At 67.7% G+C, this 13,106-nt stretch carries 12 protein-coding genes; 1 reads left to right on the top strand and 11 read right to left on the bottom strand.

Going from position 1 to position 13,106, the window contains the following annotated elements; genetic code table 11:
- Window positions 1-119 precede the first annotated feature (119 nt).
- From ACT6QK_RS09820 to dnaE, 10 genes are all read right to left on the bottom strand, one after another.
- Window positions 120-1,337, bottom strand: a complete 1,218-nt coding sequence (locus ACT6QK_RS09820) for a M50 family metallopeptidase (RefSeq protein ID WP_444597649.1) — start codon at window positions 1,335-1,337, stop codon at window positions 120-122.
- Between the two features lie 24 nt (window positions 1,338-1,361).
- On the bottom strand, window positions 1,362-2,558 hold the full coding sequence (gene dxr, locus ACT6QK_RS09815) for a 1-deoxy-D-xylulose-5-phosphate reductoisomerase (RefSeq protein ID WP_444597648.1): 1,197 nt from the start codon (window positions 2,556-2,558) through the stop codon (window positions 1,362-1,364).
- Entirely contained in the window at window positions 2,555-3,373 is an 819-nt protein-coding gene (locus ACT6QK_RS09810) for a phosphatidate cytidylyltransferase (RefSeq protein ID WP_444597647.1), read from the bottom strand. The genes dxr and ACT6QK_RS09810 overlap by 4 nt, the downstream gene beginning before the upstream one ends.
- Entirely contained in the window at window positions 3,373-4,128 is a 756-nt protein-coding gene (gene uppS, locus ACT6QK_RS09805; protein ID WP_444597646.1) for a polyprenyl diphosphate synthase, read from the bottom strand. Before uppS ends, ACT6QK_RS09810 begins: the two co-directional genes overlap by 1 nt.
- A gap of 76 nt (window positions 4,129-4,204) precedes the next feature.
- On the bottom strand, window positions 4,205-4,762 hold the full coding sequence (gene frr, locus ACT6QK_RS09800) for a ribosome recycling factor (protein WP_444597645.1): 558 nt from the start codon (window positions 4,760-4,762) through the stop codon (window positions 4,205-4,207).
- Window positions 4,763-4,789: 27 nt separating this feature from the next.
- Window positions 4,790-5,533: a UMP kinase gene (gene pyrH / locus ACT6QK_RS09795; RefSeq protein WP_444597644.1), complete on the bottom strand. Its 744-nt coding sequence runs from the start codon at window positions 5,531-5,533 to the stop codon at window positions 4,790-4,792.
- 132 nt (window positions 5,534-5,665) lie between these two features.
- The gene (gene tsf / locus ACT6QK_RS09790) at window positions 5,666-6,607 is read right to left on the bottom strand and encodes a translation elongation factor Ts (RefSeq protein WP_444597643.1); all 942 of its coding nucleotides are present in this window, start codon (window positions 6,605-6,607) and stop codon (window positions 5,666-5,668) included.
- A 102-nt stretch (window positions 6,608-6,709) separates the two neighbouring features.
- Window positions 6,710-7,561 (bottom strand): 30S ribosomal protein S2, encoded by an 852-nt coding sequence (gene rpsB, locus ACT6QK_RS09785; protein WP_444597642.1) that lies wholly within the window; start codon window positions 7,559-7,561, stop codon window positions 6,710-6,712.
- A 192-nt stretch (window positions 7,562-7,753) separates the two neighbouring features.
- Entirely contained in the window at window positions 7,754-8,113 is a 360-nt protein-coding gene (locus tag ACT6QK_RS09780; protein WP_444597641.1) for a GFA family protein, read from the bottom strand.
- Window positions 8,113-11,574, bottom strand: coding sequence for a DNA polymerase III subunit alpha (dnaE, locus tag ACT6QK_RS09775; RefSeq protein WP_444597640.1), 3,462 nt, complete (start codon window positions 11,572-11,574; stop codon window positions 8,113-8,115). The genes ACT6QK_RS09780 and dnaE overlap by 1 nt, the downstream gene beginning before the upstream one ends.
- A 282-nt stretch (window positions 11,575-11,856) precedes the next feature.
- Between dnaE and msrA the strand changes: the two genes are divergently transcribed.
- Entirely contained in the window at window positions 11,857-12,498 is a 642-nt protein-coding gene (msrA, locus tag ACT6QK_RS09770) for a peptide-methionine (S)-S-oxide reductase MsrA (RefSeq protein WP_444597639.1), read from the top strand.
- A gap of 9 nt (window positions 12,499-12,507) precedes the next feature.
- On the opposite strand, the gene ACT6QK_RS09765 is transcribed toward msrA, so the two are convergent.
- Entirely contained in the window at window positions 12,508-13,044 is a 537-nt protein-coding gene (locus tag ACT6QK_RS09765) for a hypothetical protein (RefSeq protein ID WP_444597638.1), read from the bottom strand.
- Between the last annotated feature and the right edge of the window lie 62 nt (window positions 13,045-13,106).

Below are 13,106 nucleotides of genomic sequence, written 5' to 3'. Positions count from 1 at the left end.
GGCGGCGACCACCAGGGTCAGGACGCTGCAAACAGGCGCACGCCAGCGGCCAGCCATGGAAACGGAAGCGCGCGTGTGTGTCATCGTCATCAGGGGAACCATCGGGGGCTGGCGTCGGCTCAAGAAACGAGCCCGCCGAGGAATTTGAACAGGTTGAGCTTTTGCAGGTCGTTCCAGGTCGCGAACAACATCAAACACGCCAGCAAAGCAAGACCGACCCGGTATCCCGCCTCCTGAACCCTGGCCGCCACGGGTTTTCTCGCCACAGCCTCATAGGCGTAGAAAACCAGGTGGCCACCGTCCAGAACGGGGATGGGCATCAGGTTGATGAAGCCGATTCCGATCGAAAGTATGGCGGCGAACTGGATAAGCATCAGGCCGAGGTTGGCGGCCTTGAGCCCGACCGGCGCCTCGCCGGCCGTCGCCTGGGTGGTGATGCCGCCCGCAGCCTTGGCGATGCCCAGGGGCCCGTTCAGCAAGGCGCCCGATTCGCGGCCGGTGAAGATGCGGCCGAGATAGCTCAGCGTGGTCGACAGAACCTCCCCGACCTGGCGAACCGCCGCTCCGACCGCCTCGATCGGATTGTAGCGGATGGCCCGGACGTCGCCAGCCAGATAGCCCATCTTCAGACCGATGCGGCCGACCCGCACCGTGCCGGAGATTGCGTCTTCCGTGGTCGTGCGGACGGGGGTGGCCGTCAGATTGACACGCTGCCCGGCGCGCTCGACCACAAACTGGACCGGGGTGGCCGAGTTCAGGGTCACCACGCGGATAACGTCCTCGCCCCGGCGGACCGGCGCGCCGTTGGCTTCGAGGATCATATCCCCCGGCTGGAAACCGGCAGCGGCGGCGGCCGATCCAGCATCCACGGCCGCCACGCGGGGCGGCGCGATCTGGTCGCCCAGGGTAGCGAACAGCGCAGTGAAGATCGCGATGGCCAGCACGAAGTTGGCGAAGGGACCGCCTGCGGTGATGAGCGCACGCTGCCACACAGGCTTGAAATGGAAATAGTCCCGAACGGCCGCCGGGCCCTGTTCGGCGATGACCCGTTGGCGCAGTTCGGCCAGACCGGCCTGATCCGGCACGCTGGAGGCGTCGAGGTCGCCGGAAAACTTCACATAGCCGCCCAGCGGCATCCACCCGATCCGCCATTCGACGCCGCGTTTGTCCGTCCGCCGCAGGATCGCTCGCCCGAAGCCGATGGCGAAGCGGTCGATCTTCACCTTGAAGAGCCGGGCGACCCAGTAATGGCCGAGTTCGTGGACGGTGACGACCAGGGTCAGCACCAGCAGGAACGGCACGATGTAGATCAGGGCCTGACCCAGGAAGTTCAGCATCGGGTGGAGGTGCTCCGTTTCGCCTCAGGCGGCGAGGGCCATGTCGGCGACGACGGCCTCGGCCAGGCCGCGCGACTGGCGATCGACATCGAGGGCCGCTTCGCACGCATCGCCATGGTCTGAACCGATCCCGAGAGCCGCCGCCCGTTCAAGGGTTTCGGCGACGACTGCGGCAATATTGAGAAAGCCCAGCCGCCGGTCAAGGAAGGCATAGGCGGCGACCTCGTTGGCCGCGTTGAACACGGCGGGCGCCCAGCCCCCCTGCCCCAAGGCCTGGCGCGCCAGGGCCAGGGCCGGGAACCGTTCATCATCAGGCGGCTCGAAGGTCAGACGGCCCAGGGCGGCCAGATCCAGCCGTTGCGCCGGCCAGCCCAGACGATCCGGCCAGGCCAGGGCACAGGCGATCGGCGTCTTCATGTCCGGCGGACCCATCTGGGCCAGGGTCGAACCGTCGATATAGTCGACCAGGCTGTGAATGATGGACTCGGGATGCACCACCACCTCGATCCGCTCGACGGGCATGTCGAACAGATAGGCGGCCTCGATCGTCTCCAGCCCCTTGTTGGCCATGGTGGCGCTGTCGACCGAGATCTTGGCACCCATCGACCAGTTGGGGTGGGACACGGCCTGTTCGGGCGTCACTCGACGCATCTGTTCCAGCGACAGCGACCGGAAGGGCCCGCCCGAGGCCGTCAGGACCAGCCGCGAGACCTGTGCAGGCGCGTCGGCCGGGAAGACCTGAAAGATGGCGGAATGCTCGGAATCGACCGGGATCAGCCGACCCCCGGCCTGTCGCACGCGCTCGATCAACTGCGGCCCGCAGCAGACCAGGCTTTCCTTGTTGGCCAAGGCCAAGGTCGCCCCGGTTCCAGCGGCGGCCCAGGTCGAGCGCAGGCCGGCGGCCCCCACGATGGACGCCATGACGAGGTCTGCGGGACGAGTCGCCGCCTCGACCACGGCCGCATCCCCGGCGGCGGCCTGCACGCCCGTTCCCGAAATCGCGTCGCGAAGGTCGGCCAGCTTGTCCGGATCGGCGATCACCGCGACGCGCGGCCGCCAGCGTCGAGCCTGCTCGGCCAGCCGCCCGACATTGCCGCCGCCGGTCAGGGCCTCGACCTCGAACGCCCCGGTGCCCGCCGCCTCGGCCTGGTCCATCAGGTCCAGCGTCGAACAGCCGACCGATCCGGTCGATCCCAGGACCGTGACCCGGCGGCGGATCATATCGCCCCCTCCAGCCACAGGACCACGAGCCGGCCCGCCGCCACGACGACCACGGCGAACATCAGCCCGTCCACCCGGTCCAGCAGCCCGCCGTGGCCCGGGATCAGATTGCCCGCATCCTTGACCCCGAACCGACGCTTCAGCGCCGACTCCCACAGGTCGCCCGCCATGGTCGCCAGGGCGGCGGCGAGGCCCAGTGCGGCGCCCCAGGCCGGGCTGAGCCGTCCCATGTCGAGCCAGGACGCCATCACGGCGCCGGCGAACATGCCCGCCGTCAGGCCGCCTATGAAGCCGGACCAGGTCTTGTTGGGCGAGAAGCGCGGCCAGAGTTTCGGCCCGCCCACGGCGCTGCCGACGATATAGGCCAGGATGTCGGCCGACCAGGCCACCGCGAAGACCAGCACCGTCCAGTGCAGACCCACCAGATCATGCCCGTTGCGCAGCCAGATCAGCAGGACGACCGGCCAGCCGAGATAGAGGGCGCCATAGGCCGTGTTCAGCGCCTGCAACCCTCTGAGCCTCGCGGCGAGCCCCGCGATCAGGGAGCCCGCCAGCAGCAGGCCCAGCCCGATCGGCAGTCGACCGAGATAGGTGGTCACGACGGCGGCGATCACGACGACGGCGATGATCGAGGCCATCGCCCGCCATGCGCCGTGGGCGCTCATCATCGCCCACTCGATGGCCAACAGGACCGTCGCGGCGACGATCAGACCCAGAAACCAGACGCCCCCGGCCCAGGTCGCCAGAACGGCCGCCGGCGCCAGGACGGCGGCGGAGGCGGCGCGCAGGGCGATGTCGCGGGGACGCAGGGCCATCAGCCCGCCGCCATGGCCGTGCGGGCCTCGACGCCGCCGAACCGGCGTTCGCGGGCGCCGAAGGCGACGACCGCCTCGGCCAGCGCCGCTTCACCATAGTCGGGCCAGAGGATGTCCTGGAACACCATCTCGGCGTAGGCTGCCTCCCACAACAGGAAGTTCGACAGCCGCTTCTCGCCGGAGGTTCGGATAATCAGATCGACGTCCGGCGCCCCGGCTGTCGACAGGCCCGCGCCCAGCGTCTTTTCAACCAGAGGCCACCTGATCTCTCCCGCCATCACCAGTTCGACATGGCGATGAACAGCGTCGACGATGTCGGCCCGTCCGCCATAGTTGAAGGCCACCTGCAGGATGAAGCGTGTGTTCTGCGCCGTGCGCGCCTCGGCGCGTTCGATGATCTCGACGATGTCGGCGGGCAGGCCCCGCCGTCGTCCCAGGACGCGCAGGCGAACCCCTTCCCGCTCCATCCGGTCCACGTCGCTGGTCAGATAGTTGCGGACCAGGCCCATCAGGTCCGACACTTCGTCGGCCGGACGCGACCAGTTCTCGGTCGAGAAGCCGAACACGGTCATGCATTGCAGGCCCAGTCGTGGCGCGGCCTCGACTGTCCGCTTCAGGGCCTTGACCCCCTCGCGATGTCCCATGACGCGCGGCAAGCCCCGCGCCTTCGCCCAGCGGCCGTTGCCGTCCATGATGATGGCGACATGACGCGGCCCCACGGGCGACACGGACCGACCGTCAGCGAGGGCCGTCATGCGAGGGCTTTCGGGGTGATGGCGGCGGAACGTGGGGGCAATGCGGCTTCCGGTCAGGTGAGAATGGAGGTCTGGATCAGACCTGCATGATCTCAGCTTCCTTGGTCTTCAGGGACTCGTCGATACGCTTGATGGCCGCATCCGTATCCTTCTGGACCTCGGTTTCCATCTTCTTCTGCTCGTCCTGGCTGATATCGCCCGCCTTTTCCGCCTTCTTCAGATCGTCATTGGCGTCACGACGCACGTTGCGGACGGCGATCTTCTGCTGCTCGGCGTATTTCCCGGCCAGTTTGGCGAGGTCCTTTCGCCGCTCTTCGGTCAGGGGCGGCACGGGAATGCGCAGGGTCTGGCCGTCCACGATGGGGTTCAGCCCCAGGTCGGCGGCACGGATGGCCTTCTCGACCGGCCCGACCATGCCCTTGTCCCAGACGCTGACCGAGATCATGCGCGGCTCCGGCACACTGATGGCGGCGACGGCGTTCAGCGGCGACGACGCACCATAGGCCTCGACCTTCACCGGATCCAGCAGGCCCGCATGGGCCCGGCCGGTGCGCAGGCCGCTGAACTCTTCCTTCAGCGTGGTCACGGCGCGATCCATCCGGTCGCGGTAAGTCTTGAGGTCTGGCTTGGCCATGGCGTTTCTCTCGTCTCTTCTGGCGGGTCAGGACGTCGCTGCGCCCGTGTTGATCACTGTAAAGGCCCCCTCGCCGCGCAGCACGCGTTTCAGCGATCCCTTCTCACGGATCGAGAAGACGACGATGGGAATCCTTGAATCGCGCATCAGCGCCACGGCCGAGGCGTCCATCACCTTCAGGTCGCGGGCCAGGACGTCCTGATAGGACAGGGTGTTGTAGCGGGTGGCGGAGGCGTCCTTCTTGGGGTCGGCCGTATAGACGCCGTCCACGCTGGTGCCCTTCAGCAGGGCGTCGCATCCCATCTCGGCGGCACGCAGCGCCGCACCGGAATCGGTGGTGAAGAAGGGCGCGCCCACGCCGGCGGCGAAGATCACCACCCTGCCCTTCTCCAGATGGCGCAGCGCCTTGCGCCGGATATAGGGCTCGGCGACGGCGTTCATGACCAGGGCGCTCTGGACGCGGGTGTGGACCCCGATCTTCTCCAGCGCCGCCTGCATCGCCAGGGCGTTCATCACGGTCGCCAGCATGCCCATATAGTCGGCGGAGGCCCGGTCCATGTCCCCCGCCGCCTTGGACACGCCGCGGAAGATGTTGCCGCCGCCGATGACCAGACAGATCTCGACGCCCTCGGCCGCTACTTCGGCCACCGCACGTGCGACCTCGTCGACGGTCTCCATGTCGATGCCGAACCCCTTGTCGCCCATCAGGACTTCGCCCGACACCTTCAGGAGCACGCGTTTGTATCGATAGGCGGCGGGGGCGTCGGTCATAGGAGGTCCATCTGAGGCGGCGCCGCTGAATCGGGCCGCTCCTTATAGACGAAGGGCGCGCCGGCCATAAAGCCGAACGCGCCCTGTTTGGAGATTATCCCTCTCCGGAGGAAGGTTGATCCTCCGCCAGTCTTACTGGCCGCCCATCATGGAGGCGACTTCCGACGCGAAGTCCGGTCCCTCGACCTTCTCCACGCCCTCGCCAAGGGCCAGGCGGACGAAGCCGGCCAGGTGCAGGTTCGAGGAGCCGAGTTCCTTGGCCGTGTCGGCGACCAGTTGTTCGATCGTCTGGTCGGGGTTCATGACGAACGGCTGCTTGGTCAGCACCACGTCCTTCTGGAACTTGTTGATCTGACCCTCGACGATTTTCTCGATCATGTTCTCGGGACGGCCTTCTTCCTTGGCCTTTTCGATCAGAACGGCGCGTTCCTTCTCGACGGCGGCCGGGTCCAGGTCGTCGGTGTTCAGCGACAGCGGCGCCGTGGCGGCGACGTGCATGGCGATCTTGCGGCCCAGCTCGCGCAGGGCGGCCTGGTCGCCTTCACCTTCCAGAGCCACCAGCACGCCGATGCGGCCGACGCCCGGCGAGACGGCGTTGTGAACATAGGTCGACACCACGCCTTCCGACACCGACAGGCGGGCCGCGCGGCGCAGTTGCATGTTCTCGCCGACGGTCGCGATCAGCTGGGTGACCTCGTCCTGAACGGTCGCGCCCGATTCCAGCTTGGCGCCGTGCAGGGCCTCCAGGCTGTCGTGGTCCAGACCCTGAAGGGCGAAGGCCTTGGCGGCGTTCTGGAACAGCTCGTTGCGGGCGACGAAGTCGGTTTCGGCGTTGAACTCGATGGCCGAGGCGACCTCGCCCTTGCCTTCCGGACGGGCGGCGACGGCCACCAGGCCTTCGGCGGCGACGCGGTCGGCCTTTTTGGCGGCCTTGGACAGGCCCTTGGCGCGCAGCCAGTCGATCGCGGCGTTGATGTCGCCGTCGGTCTCTTGCAGGGCCTTTTTGCAGTCCATCATGCCCACGCCGGACTTGGCGCGCAGTTCCATGACGAGGGCGGCGGTGATCTCGGCCATTTCAGTCTCCTGGGTATTCGTAATGCGGGAACGGCCGGGCTGATCTAGCCCGGCCGCATGTCAGTTTGACGGGCGGTCCGGTTTGCGCCGGACCGCTGCCGGTCAGGCGGTGGCGTCTTCGGTTTCGCCCGAAGCGGCCAGCAGTTCTTCGGCGACGGCTTCCGTGCCTTCCGGCGCGGCGTCGGCGGCGACCGGAGCCGAGGCTTCAGCCAGCATCGGCTCGACCGGAGCGACCGAAGCGCCGAGATCGACGCCCGAGGCAGAGGCGCCGGCGGCCAGACCGTCCAGAACGGCGTCGGCGATCAGGTCGCAGTAGGTCTGGATGGCGCGGGCGGCGTCATCGTTGCCGGGCACCGGATAGGTGATGCCGTCCGGATCCGAGTTGGTGTCCAGGATGGCGATGATCGGAATGTTCAGCTTGCGGGCTTCCTGAATCGCGATCGCTTCCTTGTTGGTGTCGATCACGAACATGATGTCCGGCACCGAACCCATGTCCTTGATGCCGCCCAGCGAGGCGTCCAGCTTATCGCGCTCGCGCTGCAGGCTCAGCAGTTCGCGCTTCACGCGGCCTTCGCCACCCGATTCCAGCAGGGCGTCCAGTTCGCGCAGACGGGCGATCGAACCCGAAACCGTCTTCCAGTTGGTCAGGGTGCCGCCGAGCCAGCGGTTGTTCATGTAGTACTGGGCGCAGCGGGTCGCGGCCTCGGCGACCGGGTCGGCGGCCTGGCGCTTGGTGCCGACGAACAGGACGCGACCGCCCTTGGCGGCGACGTCGCGCACGGCGACCAGGGCCTGGTGCAGCAGCGGCAGGGTCTGCGACAGGTCGATGATGTGGATGTTGGAGCGCGAGCCGAAGATGTAGCGATCCATCTTCGGGTTCCAGCGGTGCGTCTGGTGGCCGAAGTGGGCGCCGGCTTCGAGGAGCGAACGCATGGAGACGTCAGGCAGAGCCATTTGGAAGTCCTTTTTCCGATTATTCCGCCGCAGACGGTGAAAGAGGTCGGTTGACCTCCTCGGAACGGCCCGATCAGGATTTCTCCCCGATCACGCCACGCCTGCGTGTGAAGTGGGCGGGCATATAGTCGGGACAGGCCAGAAAGGCAAGCGCAGGCCGGCGCGGGCCTGTTCGGTCACCCGGCCGAGACTTCAGAAGCTGCGGCCGTCCACTCGCTGCGCGGTCCAGCTCCAGGGCTCGACATCCGTCAGGGTTCGCACATTGACCGCCACCATGGACGATCCGTCGGGCGCCACGCCGCGTGCGAACGACTGGACGCCGCAGGTTTTGCAGAACAGATGCACGATCTTGTGGGTGTTGAAGGTGTGTTCGGTCTGGGCGTCCTCTCCCGCCTTCAGCCGGAAGGCGTCAGGCGTCACGAACTTGAGCACCAGCCCCTTGCGGTAGCAGTGGGAGCAGTTGCACTCGATCAGCCCCTCCAGATCGGCGTCGACCTCGAAGGCCACGGCCCCGCAGCGGCAGGAGCCATTGTGCGTCTTCACGTCCGTCATCACGCATCCTCCAGCATCAGCACGCCCGGCGCGGTCTTCAGCGCGCCGCGCAGAGCGGCGTCCAGCCGGTAACGGCCCGGCAGCCGCATTTCGATCTCGCGCCGTCCGTCCAGGCTGGCGACCAGTGAGATTTCCCCGCCCCTCGCCGCCCCTGCCGCATTGGCCGCCGCCGTCGCCCGCTCCAGTCGGGCGCGGATGGCGGCGGGATCCACAGCCCGGGCCGAGACGTGGATGCGCAGGGCCGCGCTGGAATCGTCGATCACCGTATCCAGCCGACTGGCGTCGTCGCCGAAGAAGCGCACCTCGCCGTCCGCCGACTTGGCGCGGATCTTGACCATGACCGAGGCCCCGACCTCCAGCACCTCGCGGCACTTGCGCAGTTGTTCGGGCGGGAACAGGCATTCGAACTCGCCGGTGGGATCGGAGAAGGCGACGAAGGCGAACTTCTCGCCGGTGCGAGCGCTGGCCCGTTCCTGACGCCGCCGCACCACCCCGGCCATCATGAAGGCCTCGTGCCCCTGTTCGGCCAGGGCCGTGGCCTCGGCGACGAAGGTGACCCGCTTGCGCTTCAACGCCGGGATCATGTCCTCCAGCGGGTGGCCCGACAGGTAGAAGCCGACGGCCGACAGCTCGTGATCTAGCTGCTCGGGCCCGATCCAGGGCTCGACGGTCTTGAGGCGCGGTCGTGACGCCCCGGCCTGATCGGCGCCGAACAGCGAGACCTGGGACGAGGCCCGATCGGCCGCGACCGACTGGCAATAGGCCATCAGGACGTCGGCCTGCTCGACCAGTTGCCGCCGGTTGGGGTGGATGGTGTCGAACGCGCCGGCCTTGGCCAGGCCTTCCAGCGCCCGCTTGTTGACCGCGCGCGGATCGACACGCTCGAGGAAGTCGAAGATGTCGGCGAACCGCCCGCCCGTCTCGCGCACCTCGACGACGTGCTTCATCGCCTCCAGTCCGACATTGCGGATGGCGCCGAGTGCGTAGAGGACCGCCCCCTTCTCGCCCTCCCATGACACGTCGAAATCGGCCGAGGAGCGGTTCACGTCCGGCGCCAGCACCGGCACGTCGAACTTCTTGGCGTCCTGATAGAAGACCGCCAGCTTGTCGGTGTTCGACAGGTCGAGCGACATCGAGGCGGCGAAGAACTCGACCGGATGGTTCGCCTTCAACCAGCCCGTTTGATACGAAATCAGGGCGTAGGCGGCGGCGTGCGACTTGTTGAAGCCATAGCCGGCGAACTTGGCCACCAGGTCGAAGATCGACCCGGACTGGGTCTCGGGGACAGACTTCTCCAGCGCGCCCTTGATGAAGCGCGCCCGCTGGAAGTCCATCTCCTCCTTCTTCTTCTTGCCCATGGCGCGGCGCAGCAGGTCGGCCTCGCCCAGGCTGTAGCCGGCCAGCACCTGGGCGATCTTCATCACCTGTTCCTGGTAGATGATGACCCCGTAGGTCTCGGTCAGCACCTCGGTCAGGCTGGGATGGAGATAGTCGACCTCGGCCCGGCCGAATTTGCGGTCGATATAGGTGTCGATCATCTCCATCGGCCCCGGCCGATAGAGGGAGATCAGGGCGGTGATCTCCTCGATGGAGCCGCAGCGCATCTTCCGCAGGGTGTCGCGCATGCCCTGGGATTCCAGCTGGAACACCCCGACCGTCTGGCCCGAGGCCATGAGCTCATAGGTCGCGCCGTCGTCGAGCGGCAGCAGGTTGAAGTCCCGCGCCGCGCCGCGCCGGGCCAGAAAACCGTGGGCCCGGTCCAGCACCGTCAGGGTCTTCAGGCCCAGGAAGTCGAACTTCACCAGACCGGCCGGCTCGACCCATTTCATGTTGAACTGGGTCGCCGGAATGTCCGAGCGCGGATCCTTGTAGAGGGGCGTCAGCTCGACCAGGGGCCGGTCGCCGATGACGATGCCGGCGGCGTGGGTCGAGGCGTTGCGGTACAGCCCCTCCAGCTCCAGCGCCGTGGCCAGCAGGGTCGCGACCGAGGCCTCGGCGTCGCGCGCCTCCTTCAGCCGGGGCTCAAGCTCGATCGCCTGGGCCAGGGTGACCGGGTTGGCGGGGTTGGCCGGCACCATCTTGGCGAGACGGTCCACCTGGCCCAGGGGCATTTGCAGCACCCGACCCACGTCGCGCAGCACGGCCCGCGCCTGCAGGGTGCCGAAGGTGATGATCTGGGCCACCCGGTCCTTGCCGTAGTGTTCCTGCACATAGGTGATCACCTCCTCCCGCCTTTCCTGGCAGAAGTCGATGTCGAAGTCGGGCATCGAGACCCGTTCGGGGTTCAGGAACCGCTCGAACAGCAGGCCGAACCGCAAGGGATCCAGATCGGTGATGGTCAGGGCCCAGGCGACCAGCGACCCGGCCCCGGACCCCCGCCCGGGCCCCACCGGGATGGAATGCGCCTTGGCCCATTTGATGAAGTCGGCCACGATCAGGAAATAGCCGGGGAAGCCCATCTGGGTGATGATCCCGACCTCCCACTCCAGGCGGGTCCAGTATTCCTCTTCCGGGGCGGCGGGGACGACCTGCTTCAGCCGCGCCTTCAACCCCTCGCGGGCCTGATGCATCAGTTCGTCAGGCTCGGAGCGGCCGTCGCCGGTGTCGAAGCGCGGCAGAATCGGCGGGTGGGTCTTGACCAGGAAGGCGCAGCGCCGGGCGATGTCGATGGTGTTGTCGCAGGCCTCCGGCAGGTCGGCGAACAGGCGGCGCATCTCGTCGGCCGGTTTGAACCAGTGCTGGTCGGTGATGCGGCGGCGATCCTCCTGACCTGTGAAGGCGCCGTCGGCGATGCACAGCAGGGCGTCGTGCGACTTCGCCTGGCTCGGCTTGGCGTAGTGGACGTCATTGGTCGCCACCAGCGGGACATCGTTGGCATAGGCCCAGTCGATCAACCCGCCCTCGGCCGCAGCCTCCGCAGCCGTGCCGTGGCGCTGCAGCTCGACATAGAAGCGGTCGCCGAACACGCGCGCCATCTCGGTCAGAGCCGCGCCCGCCTCCCCCGGCTTGCCCTGCACGAACAGCGGATCGACCGGTCCGTCCGGCCCGCCGGACAGCAGGATCAGGCCCTCCGAACGCGCCGCGACCTCGGCCCAGGGCACGCCCGGCTCGTCCATTCCCTCGATGTTCAGATAGGCGGCGGACGACAGGGCCGAGAGGTTCAGCCAGCCCGTCGTGTCCTGCACGACCAGCACCACGGTCGGAACCTTGGCCCACCGCTCCGAGATCTGGCCGCCGATGCCCGTGACCGGGAGGGCGCAGGCGATGATCGGTTGAACGCCCAGCCCTTTCGCCGCTTCGGAAAACTCCAGCGCCCCGAACAGATTGGCGCGGTCGGCCACCCCCACGGCCGGCATTCCGTTGGCCTGGGCCAGGGCGGGCACCTTCCCGGCCTTGTTCGCCCCCTCCAGCAGCGAGTAGGCGGACTTCACCCGCAGATGGACGAAGCCGTCAGACGCCATCTGATCCTTAGGGGCTGCGTCGGTGATGGCCTGCTCCTCATGTGCAGGCCGGAAGCGACTCATGCCGCCAGCGACGCCGCCTGCCACACCATCCAGACAAACCCGCCGCATGATGCAAGCGACAGCATATCCCGAACCAGCCTCGACATCGTCTTATCCCCAGACCATCCTGTGAGTTCTGGAAATGTTCTATGTTGGCCGTTTGTTCTCGTCAAGCGCAGAACGAAACCAAAGCCTCCAGGCTGTCGTAGTCTGATTGTGGACACCCTGCGGAGCCGCCCCATGAAGACCCTGCGTATCAAGACCCGTATCGCCGGCCTGATCGCCCTCACCGCCCTGCTCGGCTGCTCCCCGCCGGCGCAGCAGGCCGAGGCGGCCCCCGCCGCGCCTCCGCCCGCCGGGTTCGAGGTCGCGGTCTTCGCCGGCGGCTGCTTCTGGTCCCAGGAGAAGGCCTTCGACGGTCTGCCCGGCGTTCGTTCGGCCGTGTCGGGCTTTGTCGGCGGCCTGACCGCCAATCCGACCTACGAACAGGTGGTGCGCGGCGGCACGGGCCACCGTGAGGCGGTGCAGGTGACGTTCGACCCGCGCGTCGTCAGCTACCGTGCGCTTGTCGATCGCTACTGGCGCACGATCGACCCCACCGACCCGGACGGCCAGTTCTGCGATCAGGGCCCGTCCTACGTCACGGCCGTCTATGCGACCCCGGCCCAGCGCGCGGCGGCCGACGCCTCGCGCGCAGCCGCCCAGCGAGCTCTCGGCCGCCCTATCGTCACACCCGTCGTGGCCGCATCCCGCTTCTGGCCCGCCGGGGCCGAGCACCAGGACTACGCCCGCCTTCACCCGGCGCGCTACGAGGCCTACCGGATCGGTTGCCGTCGCAGTACGGACCTTCGGCGCCTGTGGGGCGCCGCCGCCGTCGGCTGACCTCAAGCCTCAGTGCGGCCAGACTTCCTTGAGGACATCCGTCTTGCCGTCCTTCACGCGGACCTCGAGCGCCGGCGTGGCGGGCTGGCCGTCGGCGAACAGCTCATAGATCACCGCCCCGTCCTCGGCCTGGGTGCTCTCGATGACGCGCACCGGCGTGAAGCCCGCCCTGGCGCCCTGGGCCGCCCCGGCGACCGTCACCGGCACCGCACTCCAGGCGATGTCCCGCTGGATTTCCACCACCTGCCAGCCCTGCGGCGTCTCCAGCAGGTCCAGTTCGATCTCGGCGCCGTCCAGCGTGCCTTCGACGTCGTAGTAACGCCGCCCTTCCCGTTCCTTCAGTTCGGCCTCGGCGATGACCATGCCAGGGCGCGTGGCCTCGACCACGGTTCGCACAGCCTCGGGAATATCGGCCGCCGCGGTCGGGGTGATGTCGGTATGCGGCGCGGCGGGCGCTTCGGCCGCCTTGTCGGTCTCGGTGTGCGTGCAGGCGGCCAGCGCCATGACACCGGTAGCCATCACGGCGGTCAGGAACAGTGTCTTCATGGCGATACTCCCCTTCGTTGAAGGAATGACCCTAGCCCGCCGCTGGAGAGAAGGCCAAGCGC

The organism is Brevundimonas sp., assembly GCF_052436175.1.
Classification (GTDB): Bacteria; Pseudomonadota; Alphaproteobacteria; order Caulobacterales; family Caulobacteraceae; genus Brevundimonas.
This window is presented reverse-complemented; position numbering and strand designations above follow the sequence as displayed.